The 18,380-nt window shown below is 69.4% G+C and carries 17 protein-coding genes, 1 tRNA gene and 1 pseudogene; 11 read left to right on the top strand and 8 right to left on the bottom strand.

The window, feature by feature from the left end; genetic code table 11:
• Positions 1 to 92: 92 nt before the first annotated feature.
• Entirely contained in the window at positions 93 to 335 is a 243-nt protein-coding gene (locus tag OG390_RS27745) for a LuxR C-terminal-related transcriptional regulator (protein WP_406172016.1), read from the top strand.
• Between the two features lie 299 nt (positions 336 to 634).
• On the opposite strand, the gene OG390_RS27740 is transcribed toward OG390_RS27745, so the two are convergent.
• Positions 635 to 1,153 (bottom strand): hypothetical protein, encoded by a 519-nt coding sequence (locus OG390_RS27740; RefSeq protein WP_406172014.1) that lies wholly within the window; start codon positions 1,151 to 1,153, stop codon positions 635 to 637.
• 288 nt (positions 1,154 to 1,441) lie between these two features.
• Complete coding sequence (locus OG390_RS27735; RefSeq protein WP_406172013.1) at positions 1,442 to 1,906, bottom strand: GatB/YqeY domain-containing protein; 465 nt, start codon at positions 1,904 to 1,906, stop codon at positions 1,442 to 1,444.
• A 122-nt stretch (positions 1,907 to 2,028) separates the two neighbouring features.
• Here OG390_RS27735 and OG390_RS27730 point away from each other — a divergent pair, with 122 nt between their 5' ends.
• The 4 genes from OG390_RS27730 (at position 2,029) to OG390_RS27715 (ending at position 4,833) form a co-directional block, all read left to right on the top strand.
• The gene (locus OG390_RS27730; RefSeq protein WP_406172011.1) at positions 2,029 to 2,955 is read left to right on the top strand and encodes a metallophosphoesterase; all 927 of its coding nucleotides are present in this window, start codon (positions 2,029 to 2,031) and stop codon (positions 2,953 to 2,955) included.
• 113 nt (positions 2,956 to 3,068) lie between these two features.
• Entirely contained in the window at positions 3,069 to 3,869 is an 801-nt protein-coding gene (locus OG390_RS27725; protein ID WP_406172009.1) for a Pr6Pr family membrane protein, read from the top strand.
• A 29-nt stretch (positions 3,870 to 3,898) separates the two neighbouring features.
• A tRNA-Pro gene (locus tag OG390_RS27720) sits at positions 3,899 to 3,972 on the top strand.
• Positions 3,973 to 4,548: 576 nt separating this feature from the next.
• Positions 4,549 to 4,833, top strand: coding sequence for a hypothetical protein (locus OG390_RS27715; RefSeq protein WP_406172007.1), 285 nt, complete (start codon positions 4,549 to 4,551; stop codon positions 4,831 to 4,833).
• Positions 4,834 to 5,186: 353 nt separating this feature from the next.
• Here OG390_RS27715 and OG390_RS27710 read toward each other — a convergent pair whose 3' ends face one another.
• Positions 5,187 to 5,639, bottom strand: a complete 453-nt coding sequence (locus OG390_RS27710) for a hypothetical protein (protein ID WP_406172005.1) — start codon at positions 5,637 to 5,639, stop codon at positions 5,187 to 5,189.
• Positions 5,640 to 5,934: 295 nt separating this feature from the next.
• Here OG390_RS27710 and OG390_RS27705 point away from each other — a divergent pair, with 295 nt between their 5' ends.
• The gene (locus OG390_RS27705) at positions 5,935 to 6,465 is read left to right on the top strand and encodes a winged helix-turn-helix transcriptional regulator (protein ID WP_406172003.1); all 531 of its coding nucleotides are present in this window, start codon (positions 5,935 to 5,937) and stop codon (positions 6,463 to 6,465) included.
• 158 nt (positions 6,466 to 6,623) lie between these two features.
• Positions 6,624 to 8,564: an NAD-binding protein gene (locus OG390_RS27700; protein WP_406172001.1), complete on the top strand. Its 1,941-nt coding sequence runs from the start codon at positions 6,624 to 6,626 to the stop codon at positions 8,562 to 8,564.
• A gap of 113 nt (positions 8,565 to 8,677) precedes the next feature.
• Here the strand turns inward: OG390_RS27700 and OG390_RS27695 are convergent, their stop codons facing one another.
• The gene (locus tag OG390_RS27695; RefSeq protein ID WP_406171999.1) at positions 8,678 to 10,540 is read right to left on the bottom strand and encodes a S9 family peptidase; all 1,863 of its coding nucleotides are present in this window, start codon (positions 10,538 to 10,540) and stop codon (positions 8,678 to 8,680) included.
• A 70-nt stretch (positions 10,541 to 10,610) separates the two neighbouring features.
• On the opposite strand from OG390_RS27695, the gene OG390_RS27690 reads away from it, so the two are divergent.
• The 3 genes from OG390_RS27690 (at position 10,611) to OG390_RS27680 (ending at position 12,796) form a co-directional block, all read left to right on the top strand.
• Positions 10,611 to 11,450, top strand: coding sequence for a class I SAM-dependent methyltransferase (locus tag OG390_RS27690; protein ID WP_406171997.1), 840 nt, complete (start codon positions 10,611 to 10,613; stop codon positions 11,448 to 11,450).
• A 63-nt stretch (positions 11,451 to 11,513) separates the two neighbouring features.
• Entirely contained in the window at positions 11,514 to 11,888 is a 375-nt protein-coding gene (locus OG390_RS27685; protein WP_406171995.1) for a nuclear transport factor 2 family protein, read from the top strand.
• Between the two features lie 44 nt (positions 11,889 to 11,932).
• Positions 11,933 to 12,796 carry an SURF1 family protein gene (locus OG390_RS27680; protein WP_406171993.1) on the top strand — a complete coding sequence of 288 codons (864 nt, stop codon included), beginning with the start codon at positions 11,933 to 11,935 and terminating at the stop codon, positions 12,794 to 12,796.
• Positions 12,797 to 12,935: 139 nt separating this feature from the next.
• Here OG390_RS27680 and OG390_RS27675 read toward each other — a convergent pair whose 3' ends face one another.
• From OG390_RS27675 to OG390_RS27660, 4 genes are all read right to left on the bottom strand, one after another.
• Entirely contained in the window at positions 12,936 to 14,078 is a 1,143-nt protein-coding gene (locus tag OG390_RS27675) for a hypothetical protein (RefSeq protein WP_406171991.1), read from the bottom strand.
• Complete coding sequence (locus tag OG390_RS27670) at positions 14,075 to 14,650, bottom strand: SigE family RNA polymerase sigma factor (RefSeq protein ID WP_189188804.1); 576 nt, start codon at positions 14,648 to 14,650, stop codon at positions 14,075 to 14,077. The genes OG390_RS27675 and OG390_RS27670 overlap by 4 nt, the downstream gene beginning before the upstream one ends.
• A 470-nt stretch (positions 14,651 to 15,120) precedes the next feature.
• Complete coding sequence (locus OG390_RS27665) at positions 15,121 to 16,185, bottom strand: aspartate-semialdehyde dehydrogenase (RefSeq protein ID WP_399075512.1); 1,065 nt, start codon at positions 16,183 to 16,185, stop codon at positions 15,121 to 15,123.
• A 31-nt stretch (positions 16,186 to 16,216) separates the two neighbouring features.
• The gene (locus tag OG390_RS27660) at positions 16,217 to 17,494 is read right to left on the bottom strand and encodes an aspartate kinase (RefSeq protein ID WP_399075515.1); all 1,278 of its coding nucleotides are present in this window, start codon (positions 17,492 to 17,494) and stop codon (positions 16,217 to 16,219) included.
• A 258-nt stretch (positions 17,495 to 17,752) separates the two neighbouring features.
• Here OG390_RS27660 and OG390_RS27655 point away from each other — a divergent pair.
• Positions 17,753 to 18,201: pseudogene (locus tag OG390_RS27655) on the top strand (response regulator transcription factor); the annotation flags it as partial.
• Between the last annotated feature and the right edge of the window lie 179 nt (positions 18,202 to 18,380).

Below are 18,380 nucleotides of genomic sequence, written 5' to 3'. Positions count from 1 at the left end.
TGAGATTTATTCAACTGTCCGGATCCACAAGCGCTTCCTAGACTGGCCCCCCGAGAGGTAGCGATCGACTGCTGCTACTTGGGGGAGGCGACTTGACCGTTACGCCAGAAATAAACGCCGGAAATCCGAGAATCGATGCCAACGACCAGAAGATACTGAATCTGTTGTACGAGGGGCTGAACGACGCGTCGATCGCACGGCACTTAGGAGTGGGGCACCGCACGATACAGCGCAAAGTGCACCGGCTCATGGAACAGCTCCAGGCCAACGGGAGGGTGGCCCTGGGGGCGCGCGCCCAGGAACTCGGACTGCTGGGTGGTTCCACCGATCACTAGCGACCCGTACGGACGGCCGTGGACACCCGGGTGACCTCGGTGTCCTTGCCTGCCGGCATGCACCTGGGTGACCTCCGGGTCCTTGCCTGCGGGCATGCACCTCGGTCGTACTGCCCGTCGGTGAAATCCGGGGCCCGTGGACCAGCAATGCGCGCGTGACGGCTGCCGTCACGCGCGCATTGCAGATTCCCAGGTCTGCATCGAAGCCGGTCCCCTTCTTGCTCCAGCCGCGACCGGAGGAAGACCGGTTTCCTTCTCCCTTCAGCCGCGACCGGAGGAATAAGAAAAGGAATCGACGCCTACGAGTCGGTGCCGGCGAAAGGCGTGCAGCTCAGTTTCCCGGAGGTCTTCTCCTTGCCGCAGGCACGGACCATATAACCCTTGCCGCCGACCATGTTGGTCCAGTCGTGCTGACCGTTTTTGACATCCACGGTTCGACGGCTGATGAGTGTGGTCCTGTCCGGGTTCCACTTCTCGACGGATATGGTCGCCGCGTAGACCGAATCGCCGGTGCGCGCCCAGCCGGCCCAACAGGAGTTGCTCCACCGCAGTTCGAAATCTGTTCTGCCGCCGGCGGTCGAATAGACCTCACCCACCAGAACGGTGTGCGCATCCTTGTCGCACCCCATGGAGACCGGCCCCTTGTTCTCGCAGCCGGTGCCGTTGCACCCGGCCGCGTACGCGGTCCCGCCGAGAGGCACCAGAGAGACCACCGCCGCCGCCACCGGAACCAGCGCCATCCTGGCGAGCGATTTCATCCTGCGCGACTTTTCCATTTCCATCCTCCCGTAAGTGATTTGCACGAGGATGATGCCCACACCGGCCCACTGCTGACAAGATCAAGGATCCGGAACAATGTGATGAAATGGCACCATTCGACTGTCGTATTTGCGCCAATCTCTCTCACCTATTTTCGGGCGATGCCCCAAGAAGATTGCCCCTGGACCCAGAGAGTCCTATTTCAATGCGCCCGGCGAACCCGCCTGATTTTCGGAGCGAATTCTTCGAAATATCCGCCGAGGGCACGGACAAAGAATGAGGGGTGCCCCCTGTGAACAGGGGGCACCCCTCATCTCTCGTACGAGCACCTCTCGTACAGGGAGGCCTCAGCCGGCGAGCAGCTTCTTCACCGCGGCGGCGACGCGGCCGCCCTCGGCCTGGCCGGCCACCTTCGGGTTCACGATCTTCATGACCTGCCCCATGGCACGCGGCCCCTCGGCTCCCGCCGCCTTCGCCTCCTCGACGGCCTGGGCGACGATCTGCTGGAGCTCCTCGTCGGACAGCTGCTTGGGCAGGTACGCGGCGAGAACCTCGCCCTCCGCCTTCTCGCGCTCGGCCGACTCGAGGCGCCCGCCCTGCGCGAAGGCATCGGCGGCCTCACGCCGCTTCTTGGCCTCGCGGGTGATCACCTTCTGCACCTCGTCGTCGGAGAGTTCGCGCTTGGTCTTGCCCGCGACCTCCTCCTTGGTGATGGCGGCGAGGGTCAGCCGGAGCGTCGAGGAGCGGAGCTCGTCGCGCCCCTTGATCGCGGCGTTGAGGTCTTCCTGCAGCTTCGACTTGAGCGTGGTCATGCCGTCGATTGTCGCAGGTGTGGTGTGGCGATCGCCTGCTGATTTCGGCGCGAGCTGTGCATACGCCCGAGGCTGTCCACAGGCGGGGACGCGGGGCTACCGGGGTCTGACACGATGGACTTATGCACGCGCGATACGGAGTACCCCTGGGAATCACAGCGGTGGGCGCCGCCGGTCTGTTGTACGCGGCGGGTTTCGAGGCCCGTTCCTTCCGTCTCCGGCGGGTGACGGTGCCGATCCTGCCGCCGGGGATGCGACCGCTCCGCGTCCTCCAGGTCTCCGATATCCACATGGTGAGCGGCCAGCGCAAGAAGCAGCGCTGGCTGCGTTCGCTGGCCGGGCTGCGTCCGGACTTCGTCATCAACACCGGAGACAACCTCTCCGACCCGGAAGGCGTGCCGGAGGTACTGGACGCACTCGGCCCCCTGATGGAGTTCCCGGGGGCGTACGTCTTCGGCTCGAACGACTACTACGGCCCCAAACCCCGCAACCCCGTCCGCTACTTGTTCGAGAAGACGCAGGGTCGGCACGGTCTGAACGGCAACCCACCGGTCGTGGGCGCCATCCACAACCCGTGGGAGGACCTCCGCGACGGCTTCGACACGGCGGGCTGGCTGAACCTGACGAACACGCGGGGGATGCTGAAGGTCGAGGGCGCGGAGATCGAGCTGACCGGACTCGACGACCCGCACATCAAACGGGACCGCTACGCACGCGTGGCCGGCGGCCCGTCGGAGTCGGCCGACTTCTCGATCGGCGTGGTCCACGCCCCGTACCTGCGCACCCTGGACGCCTTCACGGCCGACGGCTACCCCCTGATCCTGGCCGGCCACACCCACGGCGGGCAGATCTGCCTCCCCTTCTACGGCGCCTTCGTCACCAACTGCGACCTGGACACGGACCGTGTGAAGGGCCTGTCCACGCATACGGCGGAGGGCCGGACGTCGTACATGCACGTCTCGGCGGGCTGCGGGACGAACCGCTACACGCCGGTACGGTTCGCCTGCCCGCCGGAGGCGTCGCTGCTGACCTTGGTGGAGCGGAGGTAGGGACGAAGATCAGGGCCGAGGTTCAGGCGAAGGCAGGGGCGCCGGTGGGGGCGTTGTAACCCACCCAGACGCCCCATATCGCCCGATTTACCCGATCCACTTACCGTGGGGCCATGATCGCCCCCCTGCCCAAGGACATACCCGACCTCCCCGCGATACCGGGTGTTCCCCCGCCGCCCCCCTCCATCGTCCCCGCGACAGCGGTGGTGGCCCCCACGCGCCGCCCGCTGGCGGCGGCCTTCCGCCTCCTCGTGGCCCTCGCGGCGGCGACGGGCGTGACCATCGACCTGGTCCTGGGCAACCCGGTCCACGTCCTCAGTCACTTCACGATCCAGAGCAACGCTCTCGTGGCCCTCGTCTTCACCGCATCGGCCTGGCGCGCGTGGACAGCCCGTCGCCCCCTGCCCGGTATGCTGACGGGCGGCACGCTGCTCTACATCTCGATCACAGGCCTGGTCTACCACCTGATCCTGACGAACCAGGCCGGCGGCTTCTCGATAACGGATGACGTCGCCCCGCTCACCGGCTGGCAAGCGGTGGCCAACCACCTCCTCCACACGGTGACGCCGATCGCGGTACTGGCCGACTGGCTCCTGCTGACCCGCCCGACCCCGCTGGTCGTGCGAAACGCGGCCACCTGGCTCGTCTACCCCCTCGCCTACCTGGCCTTTTCGCTGGCCCGAGGCGCGATGATGTCCCCCGGCACTCCCCTGCGCTACCTCTATCCCTTCGTGGACGTCGACCGGCACGGCTACGCCGGCATCCTCGGCAACGCGGCGATCCTCGGCCTCGCCTTCTACGTCCTCGCCCTCCTCGCCGTCGCGGTCGACCACCTGCGCCCCGACCCGGCCCGCCGTCGGGTTCTACGCCGTGAAAACCGGATTTCGTCTCCGGCCAGCAGTGGGCTAAAGTAAACGACGTCGCCGCGACAAGCAGCGACAATCGGGGTGTAGCGCAGCTTGGCAGCGCGCTTCGTTCGGGACGAAGAGGTCGTGGGTTCAAATCCCGCCACCCCGACAGCTGAAACACCAGGTCAGGGCCAGGTACTCACGTGAGTACCTGGCCCTGATTCTGTTGTGTGGAGTCCTCCTGGGAGAAATCCGGGAGAGGAGATCTTGGATTCTTCTCTCCCGGACGGCGCCTACCGACGCGCCCTGTGACGCTGCTGCAGGAGGTCGGCGAAGCACGGCAACCGGTGATGTGGGACACATCGCCAGCCGGGCGTCGAGCGCCGCTTCCCACTCTGTGGTGAGGTGCGCCATCAGGTCGTCGCGTATCTGTCGAGTGTTGTGCGAGTAGCGCGCCTTGACCGTGTGGCACAGCCCGTGAGGTGCAAGCCCCTTCACGGACCTCCCGCCGACGCGGCAATCCAAAAGGGCGCCGTCAACGTACTGAAACTGAAATGAGAGCCGCAATCCGGGGATACGCCCCGGTCGGCTGGTTCCCGTACCGCGGGGATCTTGGTTGCAAGACGTGCTCCTCGTACGTGCGAGGCGACGCCTGCGACCGCGCCGCTCCTCGCCTTCGGCTGCGGCTGTCCATCTCGTGCCGCTGAGAGCTGCGCGAGACGATGGAGGAAAAGGTGCATCCATCATGCGAGCACAACGCGCGAGGCGTCTCGCCGCGGTGTCCGCGGTCGGCATTCTGATGGCCGGCGGCACCGCGATCGGCGCAGCAGGTACGGCCGCAGCAGCAGCCCCTGCCGTGCACACTCATGTGACCAACGACTGGTGCGGCGACCGCGGTGACTGGGGCGGGAACTGCTCCGACCATGGCTTCGACCACCACGGGTTCCGCTTCGACCACCGCTTCGACAACCGCTTCGACAACCACCGCTTCTTCTTCAACCACGGAGGTGTCGTGATCATCGTGCTCTAGTCCTCCCTCGGACAGAGCGTCGAGTCAGTGCGCGCCACAATGCCGCGATCGGTTCGCCGGGTGTCCGTTCCACGGCCGGCGACCCGGGGAGGCGCTGGGAGAAGTGAGATGGGGGATCTTGGCTGAGGGTCGTCTTGGTCCGTCCCTCAGCCTCGCATCCATGCGCGCGATCAGGCGGGCGGGCAGTCCTTGGCCGCCGACAACCGACACAGTCCTCGGCTGCCGACAAGCCGAAGCGCAAACACCCCCGCAAAGACCCGGTTCGTCCGTGGAAACCACCGCGAGGTCGGCGCGGGAGAAGCGCGCTGCCGGGGCGGTCGGCTCGTGTGCGGCGTTGGCTTTCCCGGGCGGGTTCAGATCCGCTCGCCCGGAAGGTGGCGAGGCACGACGACCAGCCCGTAGATGACGAGCACGGAGAGCGCCATGGTGGCCAGCGACCAGAGAGGGAACGTGGACAGGAAAATCAGCTGGCCGACCATACAGGCACCGGCCAGCACGATGCCGGTGATCCGCGCGAATCTCGACCCCAAGAAGACGCCCAGACCGGCCAGGACCTGCGCAATGCCTACGAGGATCCACACCCAGCCCCAGAAGGCATAGTTGAAGATCAGAAGCCGGTTACCGTGGTCGACGGTTGTGGAGTAATAGCCCTTGTCCAGCAAGGCGACGAAGCCATTGATGAGGTCGAACAGGCCGCTCAGCATCAGCATGACCCCGGCGAAGGCCACCCAGTGCGACCGTTCGGCCGGCGGCCGGTCCGGCGGCCCTGAGGCACCGCCGTCCGAAGCGAGAGACTCTGGCTGCATAACCCCCACCACACCCGGCTGCGTGAGACGCCGCAACCAATGATGAGCTGTTGCGGTGAGGGGCGGGCTCACGGCAGGTGGCCGTGCCGGCTCATGCGATGGCTTTCGGGCCGCCGGCCCGAGCCGCTCGAAGCCCCACGCCGGTCGTGACGTCTTCGAAGGGGGCGTAGCGAGAGGTGCCGGCGAAGGAGATGCCCTGTCGGCGTTGGCCGGCGTGACCATCGGACGCCGGTGCGCGGTCACCCCGCCCGGACAGGACGCGAATCGTGGTGAGAGCGGCCGTACCCTGACGGGCATGAGGCGGACGTCCTTCGCGAACTGGCCCTGTTCCATCGCCCGCACCATGGATCTCCTCGGGGACTGGTGGACGCCGCTCGTCCTGCGCGAGGCGTTCTACGAGGTGCGGCGCTTCGACGCGTTCCAGCAGTCGCTGGGGATCGCGCGGAACACCTTGGCGGAGCGGTTGCGACGGCTGATGGACGAGGGGCTGCTGGAGAAGAGGCCGTATCAGAGCGAGCCGGTGCGGTACGAGTACCTGCTCACCGCCAAGGGGCGGGACTTCTTCGGCGTGCTGATGGCCGTGAACGCCTGGGGGGACCGTTGGCTCGCCGGGGAAGAGGGCGCGCCCATCGTCTTCCGGCACGAGCGGTGCGGACACGAGGGGCATGCCGAGGTGGTGTGCTCCTCGTGCGGCGAGGCGATGACCGCGGAGGACACCCGGCCGCGGCTCGGGCCCGGGTATCCGGCGCGGCTGGCCGAACGGGCCGAGGTGCGAGAACGGTTCAGGAGCGGTTCGGGGGGCGGAACGGCCTCTGCTGCCTCGTAGCGGAAACATCCTCTACGGGGCGGTGGCGCCCGGGAGTTTGTGGGTGCTCACCGGCCCGTCCCAGTGGAACCACCCGCACCAGTACGGCAGTCTTCTCTTCCGTGGGGAACCCGGGGAACCTTCCGTCTCAGAGTGCGTCGACCGATGCCTCCGCGCACATGGTGGTGGCCGGGGACGACGCCCTGGCGCACCGGCTGGCCGCCGAGCTGCGGGGGGTGTACGGCGAGCAGGTGACCCTGGTTGTGCCGCCGGCCCAGCGCAGCGTGCGGCCGCCGGTGGTGGGGCGGACTCGGGCCACAGCCCTGTTCGACCGGGTGTCCGCGGCGGTGAACCGGGCCTCCGGGAACGGAGACTCCGGGGGCACCCGACCCCTTGAACCCACGGGCTCCGAGCGCCTGTTGGAAGCCGCCGAGCTCACCGAGGCCGTGCTCGCCGACGCGGGCGTCGAGCGGGCCGCCGCGCTGGCGCTCGTGTACGACGACGACGAGACCAACATCCGGGCCGCGCTCACCGCCCGGCGGCTCAACCCGCGGATCCGGCTGGTCCTGCGGCTCTACAACCGGCGCCTGGGTCAGCACATCGAGGCGCTGCTCGACCAGGCCTCGGCGTTGGCCGCCGCGCGAGCCGCGGCAGACGCGGCGGCCGCGGGGATCGACAGCGGCGTCGAGGCCTTCGACGCGTCCACCACGGTGCTGTCCGACGCAGACACCGCCGCGCCCGCGCTGGCCGCGACCGCCGTGGCCGGCACCAGCAAGGTCGTCCAGACCGACGGGCTGATGCTGCACGCGGTGGAGCGGCCGCCGCCGGGGCCCGGTGAGGTCGCCGATCCCGGGCTGTGCACGCTGGCGTTGCTGTCCGCGACGACCAACGACCCCGCCGGTGCCGACGGATCCGAGAGCAGTGGGGCGCAAGGGCCCCAACTCCTGCCCGACGAGCGGGCGGTGGCCGCCGCCACCGGGCGCGGCACCGTCGTACTGCAGAACGTGTCGTACTCCGGTCCCGAGCTGTCGGCCGGGCGCAGCGTCGTGCCGTTCGCGTCGCTGCTGTCGCGGCGGCTGCGCTGGTCGTTCGCGGGGCTCGTGGGGTGTGTGGTCGGCCTCGCCGTCGCGTCGATGCTGGTCACCGGGGAGCAACCGCTGCAGGCGACCTATCTGACGCTGCTCGATCTCTTCGCCATCAACGACCCCGCCGTCGGGCAGCCCCTCGGGCGGCAGATCCTCCAACTCTTCTCCGGACTCGTCGGGTTGCTGCTGCTGCCGGTGCTGCTGGCCGCCGTGCTCGAGGCGCTCGGTACGTTCCGCAGCGGATCCGCCTTGCGGCGGCCGCCGCGTGGGCTGTCCGGGCATGTGGTGCTGCTGGGGGTCGGCAAGATCGGCACGAGAGTGCTGGCGCGGCTGCGGGAGCTGCGCATTCCCGTGGTGTGCATCGAGGCCGATCCCGAGGCGCGGGGGCTGGCGCTGGCGCGGCGGCTTCGGGTGCCGGTGGTGCTGGGCGATGTGACTCAGGAAGGGGTGCTGGAGGCCGCCAAGATTCATCGGGCCCATGCGCTGCTCGCGTTGACCAGCGCGGACACGATGAACCTGGAGGCCGCGTTGTACGCGCGGACCGTGCGGCCCGATTTGCGGGTGGTGCTGCGGCTGTACGACGACGACTTCGCGACCGCGGTGTACCGGACCCTGCGGGCCGCGTATCCCGATGCGCTCACCCGGAGTCGGAGTGTGTCCCATCTGGCGGCGCCCGCGTTTGCCGGAGCCATGATGGGGCGGCAGATCCTTGGGGCGATTCCCGTGGAGCGGCGGGTGTTGCTCTTCGCCGCGGTGGATGTGGGTGGGCATCCGCAGTTGGAGGGGCGGACGGTGAGGGAGGCGTTTCGGGCGGGGGCGTGGCGGGTGCTTGCGCTGGACACGGCGGCGCCGGGTGCGCGCCGGGGCGATCCGATGTCGTCCGGCTCGGCGTCCGGCTCGCGCAGCCCTGGGCTGGTGTGGGACCTTCCCCCCACCTACGTGCTCCGCCCCGAGGACCGGGTGGTGCTGGCCGCGACCCGGCGGGGGCTCGCGGAGCTGCTCGGGCGGAGGCGTCGGGAGCGGGCCGGGGCGTAGGGCCTTTTCGCCCCCTCCGCCCCTACCCGTCCCGTACCTGAGGGCTGCCGCCTCCAGGTACCCGCTGTAGTGCTGACGCGCTCGTCCTCGAACGCCGGACGGGCTGAAAACCTCTAGAGGCTGCCCAAGTGCCTCTCCGCGAAGTCCAGTTCCAGGCGGACCTGCTTGATGCGTTCGTCGACGACCAGGGAGCCGTGGCCCGCGTCGTAGCGGTAGACCTCGTGCAGGGCGTCGCGGGCGGCGAGGCGGGTGACGTAGTTGTCGATCTGGCGGATGGGGCAGCGGGGGTCGTTGACGCCTGCGGAGATGTAGACGGGGGCTTTGACCGCGTCGACGTAGGTGAGGGGGGAGGACGCCTCGAAGCGTTCGGGGACCTCCTCCGGGGTGCCGCCGAGGAGCGTGCGGTCCATGGCCTTGAGGGCTTCCATCTCGTCGTGGTACGCCGTGACGTAGTCGGCGACCGGGACGGCGGCGATGCCGAGGGTCCATGCGTCGGGCTGCGTGCCGAGGCCGAGGAGGGTGAGGTAGCCGCCCCAGGAGCCGCCGGTGAGGATCAGCCGGTCGGGGTCCGCCAGACCGGACGTCACCGCCCATTCGCGGACCGCGGCGATGTCCTCCAGCTCGATCAGGCCGACGCGGTGCTTGAGGGCGTCCGTCCACTCCCGGCCGTAGCCCGTGGAGCCGCGGTAGTTGACCCGGACCACCGCGTAGCCGTGGTCCACCCAGGCGGCGGGGCCCGCCGCGAACGAGTCGCTGTCGTGCCAGGTCGGGCCGCCATGGATGTCGAAGACCGTGGGGAGGGGGCCCGTGGTGCCCGCCGGCTTCTGGACCAGGGCGTGAATGCGGCCGCCGGGGCCCTCGACCCAGACGTCCTCCACCGGGACCGCTCCCGGGGACTTCAGGCCGGGGGGGTCGAGGACGATCTCGCCGGTCGTCGAGCGGACCGCCGACGGCTCGGCCGCCGAGGACCACAGGTACTCCACCGTGCCGTCCGGGCGGGCCGTCGCCCCGGACACCGTGCCGGGAGGCGTCGGGACCCGCGTCAGCTCGCGGGAGGCGAGGTCGTAACGCCACAGGTCGCTGCGGGCCTCGAAGCTGTGGGCGATGAGGAGGGCGGAACCGTCGGGGTACCACTCGGCCGCCACGTCGCCGGGCAGGTCGAGGCCCAGGTCCGTCTCCTCGCCGGACCCGACGTCCCACACCAGCGGCTCCCAGCGGCCGCGCCGCTGATGCCCGATGAGCAGCCGGGTGTCCCCGTCGACCGGTGCGAAACCCAGCACCTCAAGGCCCAGCTCGACCGTGCCGCCCTTGGTGTCGTCGAGCTCCGTGACCGTCGAACCGTCCGGGCGCAGCACCCGCAGCGCCGAGTGCATCGCGTCGCCGTGCTCGGTGTGCTCGATGGCGATCAGCGAGCCGTCGTGCGAGAAGTCGCCGACCCCGGCCGACTCACGGTGGCGGTAGATCTCCACGGGGGCCTCGCCCGCCCGGACCACATGAATCGTCGAGCCGTCGTCGTCCGTCGAGCGGCCCACGACCGCTGTGCGCCCGTCACGTCCGATGGCGAGTCCTGCGGGGTAGGAAGGTTCGAGGCCGGGGACCGCCGGGGCGTCGACGTCCCCGCCCGAGGGTTCGCCGGTGAAGGGCCGGCGGCGCCAGATGCCGAACTCGTCGCCGTCCTTGTCGTCGAACCACCAGATCCACTCGCCGTCGGGCGAGAGCACCCCGTCCGTCGTGCCGTTCGCCCGCTGTGTGACCTGGCGCTGCTCCCCCGTCGCACGGTCCCACGCGTACAGCTCGTACGTCCCCGTCGCGTTCGAGACGAACAGGGAGCGGTGCGGGGCGTCCTCCGCCCAGTCCGGCAGCGACACCCTCGGCGCCCGGAAGCGCTTCTCCCAGTCGGGCATGGCCGCCTGCCGCTGCTCCTGCGGCTGCTCGACGGCCGCCTGCTGCTCGATGGACCCGTTGCTCTCAGTCATGGCCCCATAGTGCCTGGCCCGCCCGACAATTCGCTGGCGAGGTCCCCAGCCTGTGGATAACTTCGCGGCCATGTACTCTCCGACGCCCGCCGACTGGCACGAGGCCAACCGCGCCCACTGGGATGAGCGAGTTCCCCTGCACGTCGCCAGCGACTACTACGACCTCAACACCTTCCGCGCCGGTAAGGACGCCCTGCGCGACTTCGAGCGTGCGGAGGTCGGGGACGTGACAGGAAGATCCCTTCTTCATCTGCAGTGCCACATCGGCCTGGACACCCTGTCGTGGGCACGGCACGGAACCTCCCGCGTCGTCGGCCTCGACTTCTCCGAACCCGCTGTCGAGGTGGCTCGCGATCTCGCCGGTGAGCTGGGCTTGTCCGCCGACCGCGCGGCCTTCGTCGCGGCCGACGTGTACGACGCGAGGGAGGCCGTGCCGGATTCCTCGTACGACATCGTCTATACGGGCGTGGGCGCGCTGTGCTGGCTGCCCGACATCCGCCGCTGGGCCGAGACCGTCGCCGCGCTGATCGCCCCCGGCGGCTTCCTCTACCTCGCCGAGTTCCACCCGCTCACCGACGTCCTGGACGACGAGACCGGCTCGCGGATCATCAACGACTACTTCACTCGGGACGCCTGGATCAACGAGCTGTCGGGCACGTACGCCGATCTCGATGCCGCCACGACCCACAACCGCAGCGTGGAGTGGCAGCACTCGCTCGGCGAGGTCGTCTCCGCGCTCGCCGGCGCGGGCCTGCGCATCGAGTTCCTGCACGAGCACGACGTCTCACTCTTCCGGCGGTTCGAGTCCTTCGAGGTACGCGACGGGTATTACCGCTTCCCGGCGGACCGGCCGCGCATCCCGCTCATGTACTCGCTGAAGGCCCGCAAGGGACACCCCCGCGAAGGATGACGCCGGCTGGAATATTTGCGCAGGTCAGGGCGATTGTCAGTGGCGGGGTGCAGACTTCCTCGCATGACCGATCTGCGCAAGACAGTCGAGAGGTTCTGGGCCGCCGCCGAGGCCCGGGACTGGGCCGCGTTCTCCGACACCCTGGCCGAGGACGTCGAGTACACGCTGCCGCAGACGCGGGAGCGTATCCGCGGCCGCGAGCGATACGTCGAGTTCAACCGTGAGTATCCGGGCGACTGGCATCTCACGGTCGAGCGCGTGATAGCCGAGCCCGATCGGGTCGTCACCTGGTCCCACTTCACCGTAGGTCTGGACGAGATGTACGCCATCTCGTTCTTCACGGGGGACGGATCAGGGCGAATAGCCTCCGTCACCGACTTCTGGCCGGAGCCGTACGAACCCCCGGCGGGCCGGGATCACCTGACGGAGCGGTACTGACCCCGCGGCCCGACCGCCCGTACGGGCCCCGTACCGTGGAAGGCGTGTACCGCTTCCTGCTGACGCCCCGCTGGTGGGGGATCAACGTCTTCGTGCTGTTGGCCATCCCCTTCTGCATCTTCATGGGGTCGTGGCAGTTGGGGCGGTTCGAGGACCGGGTCAAGGACCACCGGACCGCGAGCGAACAGGTCACGTCGGCCAAGACGGAGGCGGCCCGTCCGCTCACCGAGCTGCTGCCCGTGGACCAGAACACGTCGGGCAAGCAGGCCACCGCCACCGGCCGGTACGACACGCAGCTGCTGGTGCCCGACCGCCGGCTCGATGGCAAGCGCGGGTTCTATGTGCTGACGATGCTGCGGATCGACGGCGGCAAGGCGCTGCCCGTCGTCCGGGGCTGGCTGCCCGGTGACGCGGACCCGGCGAAGGCACCGGCCGCGCCCACCGGTGAGGTCACGGTGACGGGTGCGCTGCAGGCGTCCGAGAGCCCGGGGTCGAACGGCGTCAGTGCGGCCGGCGGGCTCCCCCAGGGGCAGACCGGCGCGATCAGCTCGGCGTCGCTGGTGAACCTGGTGCCGTACAAGCCGTACGACGCGTGGATCACCCTCGACAAGGCGGACAGCGGGATGAAGGCGGTGCCTGCCACCGCGCCGCAGAACAGCGGCCTGGACCTGAAGGCGTTCCAGAACCTCGGCTACACCGGGGAGTGGTTCGTCTTCGCGGGCTTCGTCGTCTTCATGTGGTTCCGGCTGCTGCGCCGCGAGGTGGAGTTCGCACGGGACGCGGAGCTGGGCCTGGCCCCGGACGAGGCCGCGGAGCGGGCCGGGGGCGAGCGACGGGCCGAGGACGAGGACGAGCAGCGGCCCGAGGGCGGGACGAGCGCCCCCGCGTCCGCGGCGCCCGCCGCCTAGCGGTCGCCACTTCGTCCGAGGACGAAGACCAGGGGCAAGGGACGAGAGGCAAGGGACGTCACCGGGCCCAGGACGCGACGACCTTCCCTCGGAAACACCGGCAGGAAGCCGCCACGCCCAAAGGGCCGGACGCGTCCGCTCAGGAAGCCGCCAGGATCCCCGTGTGATAGACCGTGCCCGCGCACGCGTTGGACACCGTCGCCGACGATGTGGCCGTGCCCGTCTCCGCCATGTTGGAGACGACGACGCTGCCGTCGGCCACGCCGTCCTCCGTGACGAGCTGTGCCGTGGTGCCGCCCGTTTCGGCGGAGGTGCCGCCGGTGTCGGTGGCGCCCTCCGTGGGGGACGGGTCCGGTGAGGGCTCGGAGGTGGTCGGACAGGTCTCCGAGGGCACCCAGGCGAACTTCACCACGTACGAGGCGCCCGGCTGGAGCACCATGGAGGTGACCTCCGTGGAGGGATCGGGCAGCCCGGTGGCCGCGTCGCCCGACACGTGCGTCGCCACACCGATCTTTGCGGGGTCCGCCGCGCCCTGCGCCGCCACGCTCACCGTGCCCGCGCTGGAGACCGTACAGGCGGTCGTGGAGATGTTCGAGACGGAGAAGGAGCCGTAGACCGCGCCGGCGGAGTCCGGGGTGCCGACGGCGCTGGTGGCCCCGCCGAGCTGCTCGGCCGTACACGCGACCGCGGTCACGGCCGAGGCCGTCGGGTCGGCACCGCCCGTGGTGGCCCCGCCGCCCCCGTCCTTGCCCTTGTCCGGCGCGTCCTTCTGGCCGTCCTTGCCCGTGTCCTTGGAGGTATCGCCGGAGCCGCCCGCGGCCTTCCCGTCGCCGCCGTCCGGACCCTTGCCCTCGCCCGCGCCGCCCTGGGCCTGTGAGGTGTTTGCGGCTATGGACGGGTCGGCGTTGGACCCCGAGGAGTTCGAGACGTGCACGAAGGCGGGGACGGCCGTGCCGATGAAGAGTGCGGCGGCCGCCATGCCGACGACGGCCTGGCGCTTGCGGGCCCGCCTGGCCGGAACCGCGCGGCGCAGGTGCTCAAGAGTGCCGTCGGTGGGCTCGATCTCCTGGACGGCCTGGTGCAGCAGCCGGCGCAGCGCCAGCTCGTCCGAGCCGAGCCCGTCGGGGTCCGGTCCGTCGGGGCGGTGTCCGTCAGGGCCGTGGTTCACAGTTCCGTTCCCAGCATGTTGCTCGCGCTCGTCTTCGTGGGGCTCGGGCCGGTCCATCGGCTCATGCCACTCGTAGGGCTCGTGTCGGTCGTGGGTGTCACGTCGCTCGCTCATGCCGGGGCCTCCATGGCGATACGGAGCGCCGCGATGCCGCGCGAGCCGTACGCCTTCACGGAGCCCAGCGATATCCCGAGCGTCTCGGCGACCTGGGCCTCGGTCATGTCCGCGAAATAGCGCAGGACCAGGACCTCGCGCTGACGGCGCTGGAGTCCCTTCATGGCCTTGATCAGCGCGTCCCGCTCCAGCTGGTCGTATGCGCCTTCCTCGGCGCTCGCCATGTCGGGCATCGGCTTCGAGAGGAGCTTGAGGCCGAGGATGCGCCGACGCAGAGCGGAACGCGAGAGGTTCACGACGGTCTGGCGCAGGTAGGCGAGCGTCTTCTCCGGGTCGCGGACGCGCTTGCGCGCCGAGTGCACCCGGATGAAGGCCTCCTGGACGACGTCCTCGCAGGAGGCGGTGTCGTCGAGCAGGAGTGCCGCGAGGCCCAGGAGCGACCGGTAATGGGCGCGGTAGGTCTCGGTGAGATGGTCGACGGTGGTACCCGCCGCCAGGCTGTCCTCAGCGCCGTCGCGCTGGTTCGGTATGCGGGCCGGCCGCGCTGCGGGCATGGGCGCGATCACCGGCATGCCGCCGGGCGCGCCGGGGCTGCGGAGTCGGCGGGGTGGACGAAGGGCTGTGCCCCTCGTCTTGACCGCGGTGAATTCGAGTACCTCTGCCACGCCAGTTGGACACGCGTCCACCCAGGAGGGTTGTACGCATCAGGCATCGCTTTTGCGTCAGGCACCCCGTTCGACAATGCGCCAAATGCCCTCATGCGTACCAGCTCATCCCCTATGCCCCATATGCCATACCGCTCCGGCCGCCCCCTGAATGGCGACCGCAAAGACGCTCCCCGCCCTCCGCGCGGTTGCGGAGGACGGGGAGCTAAATCTTCGAACGCCGAGTGGGTTCGATTCAAGTGGTCCGGACCATTACTCCGGCCACAGAAATCACACAGATCCTACAAACGAATCCCTCGACGGCCACCGAGAATCCGGCTGCTGGACGTCGGGGGCGCAGAACCTGCGGACCCCAGCCCACGCCCAGAACGCAGAACCTACGCCCCGATGATCTCCGCCGCCACCAACTCCGCGATCTGAGCGGTGTTCAATGCAGCACCCTTGCGCAGGTTGTCCCCGCACACAAACAGTTCGAGAGCCGTGGAATCGTCGAGCGCCCGGCGCACCCGGCCCACCCAGGTCGGGTCGGTGCCCACCACATCGGCGGGCGTGGGGAACTCACCGGCGGCGGGGTTGTCGAACAGGACGACCCCGGGGGCGGTGGCGAGGATCTCCCGCGCCTTCGCCACCGTGACGTCGCCCTGGAAGCGGGCGTGCACGGTCAGGGAGTGCGTGGTGACGACGGGGACGCGTACGCAGGTCACGGCGACCTTCAGCCCCGGCAGCCCGAGGATCTTGCGGGACTCGTTGCGTACCTTCATCTCCTCCGAGGACCAGCCGTCCTCGGCGAGGGACCCGGCCCACGGCACCACGTTCAGCGCCACCGGCTCCGGGAACGGCCCGGTGCTGTCGCCCACGGCACGTCGTACGTCACCGGGGCTGGTTCCCAGTTCCGTACCGGCGACGAGGGACATCTGCCGGCGCAGGGTGTCGACGCCCGCTCGGCCCGCGCCGCTGACCGCCTGATAGCTGGACACGACCAGTTCGCGCAGTCCGAACTCGGCGTGCAGCGCGCCCAGGGCGACGATCATGGAGAGGGTCGTGCAGTTCGGGTTGGCGATGATCCCGCGCGGTCGCACACGCGCGGCGTGCGGATTGACCTCGGGGACGACGAGGGGCACGTCCGGGTCCATCCGGAAGGCGCCCGAGTTGTCGACGACGACCGCGCCCTTGGCGGCGACGATGGGCGCCCATTGGGCGGCCACCTCGTCCGGTACGTCGAACATCGCGACGTCGACCCCGTCGAAGGCCTCCTCCGACAGCGCCACGACCTCGACCTGCTCACCGCGCACGGCCAGCTTGCGGCCGGCCGAGCGCGGCGAGGCGATCAGACGGATCTCGCCCCAGATGTCCGCGTGCTGGGACAGGATCTGGAGCATGACCGTGCCGACGGCTCCGGTTGCTCCCACGACCGCGAGCGTCGGTCCCGCGGGACTGGCCATCAGCGGCCGGTGCGGCCGTGCGGAAGACGGGTCATCGTCCGGTGCCTCCGTAGACGACGGCCTCGTCGCTGTCGGAGTCGAGGCCGAAGGCGGTGTGCACCGCGCGGACGGCCTCGGGGACGTCGTCGGCTCGGGTGACCACGGAGATACGGATCTCGGAGGTGGAGATCAGCTCGATGTTCACCCCCGCGTCCGAGAGGGCCTCGAAGAAACCGGCGGTGACGCCCGGGTTGGTCTTCATACCGGCGCCGACCAGGGAGATCTTGCCGATCTGGTCGTCGTAGCGCAGCGAGTCGAAGCCGATCACACCCTTCGCCTTCTCCAGGGCGTCGATGGCCTTGCGGCCCTCGGTCTTGGGGAGGGTGAAGGAGATGTCCGTCAGCCCGGTGGAAGCGGCGGACACGTTCTGCACGACCATGTCGATGTTGATCTCGGCGTCGGCGATCGCGCGGAAGATCGAGGCGGCCTCGCCCGGCTTGTCCGGCACGCCCACGACCGTGACCTTGGCCTCGGAGGTGTCGTGCGCGACACCGGAAATGATGGCCTGCTCCACCGTCTTGTCCCCTTGCTGAATCGGCTCGTTGCTGACCCAGGTGCCCTGCAGCCCGGAGAACGAGGAGCGCACATGGATCGGGATGTTGTAGCGGCGCGCGTACTCCACACAGCGGTGGAGCAGCACCTTGGAGCCGGACGCGGCGAGCTCCAGCATGTCCTCGAAGGCGATCCGGTCGATCTTCTTCGCCTTCTTCACCACCCGCGGGTCGGCGGTGAACACGCCGTCCACATCGGTGTAGATCTCACACACCTCGGCATCCAGCGCCGCCGCCAGCGCCACCGCCGTGGTGTCGGACCCGCCCCGGCCGAGGGTGGTGATGTCCTTCTTGTCCTGGCTGACGCCCTGGAAGCCGGCGACGATGGCGATGTTGCCCTCGTCCAGCGCGGTGCGGATCCGGCCGGGCGTGACGTCGATGATCCGCGCTTTGTTGTGGACCGAGTCGGTGATGACACCCGCCTGGCTGCCGGTGAAGCTCTGGGCGCTGTGGCCCAGGTTTTTGATCGCCATGGCCAGCAGGGCCATGGAGATCCGCTCTCCGGCGGTCAGCAGCATGTCGAATTCTCGTCCGCTGGGCATCGGGGATACCTGCTCGGCGAGATCGATCAGCTCGTCCGTCGTGTCGCCCATCGCGGAAACCACCACGACCACCTGGTGGCCGTTCTTCTTCGCTTCCACGATCCGCTTGGCAACACGCTTGATGCCCTCGGCATCGGCTACGGAGGAGCCTCCGTACTTCTGCACGACAAGGCCCACGTGCGCTCCTCGCTCACTCTGTCTCTGCACCGCACAACTGCGGTCGGCTCAGTCTAACGAGCGGCCGGAAATCCCTTTCGAAGTATCGCATCGTGAGATGTCCCGCTCACGACGTGATCACTCCGGTGACGTCAGGTCAGCCGGGCCTTCCGGCCGCTCCGAGACGGCACCTGCCCGCCCTCCCGCCCGCCACTCCGAAAGTGCCCCGTGTCACACGGGGCCCCCGTGACTGAAGTTTCAAGCACTGGGGTTCCGCCTGTGCGCATACTCCTGGTGGAAGACGACGAGCCGGTCGCCGAATCGCTCCGGCGCGGACTGCTGCGCTACGGCTTCGAGGTCGAGTGGGTGACCACGGGCGGCGCGGCGCCGGCGCACGAGGGCCCGTACGACGTCGCCCTGCTCGACCTCGGCCTGCCCGACACGGATGGCCTCGACGTCTGCAAGGCGCCGCGGGCGCGCGGCGAGATCCCGATCATCGTGATCAGCGCGCGCAGCGACGAGCCGGACCGGGTGGTCGGCCTGGAGATCGGCGCGGACGACCATGTGTCCAAGCCCTTCGGCGTACGCGAGGTCATCGCGCGGACAAGGGCGGTGATGCGCCGCGCACCCCCGCGGACAGCGGCCCGGACCGTTACAGGCCCCGCCCGACCGTCGACCGCAAGGCCGCCCGCGTACGTCTTGACGGCGAGGAAGTGGCCCTCACGCCCACGCCCACGCGGTAGCGGTGACGACGGCTGCGCGCTTGCTTGTGGAACGACGGGGCATCGCGTCTCCAGTGCGGGTGAGGTGGGGTACTCCCCTGCGGTGGGAGTGACTCCAGACTTGCTGCGCGCCGTTTGGCGGCCGTGCAGCGGAAGTGCAGGGCTGATCCAACTCCTGCCCAACT

Source organism: Streptomyces sp. NBC_00996, from assembly GCF_045162675.1.
In the GTDB taxonomy this organism is placed as follows: Bacteria; Actinomycetota; Actinomycetes; order Streptomycetales; family Streptomycetaceae; genus Streptomyces.
The sequence above is the reverse complement of the archived record's forward strand: the minus strand, read 5'-3'. Positions and strand labels throughout refer to the sequence as shown.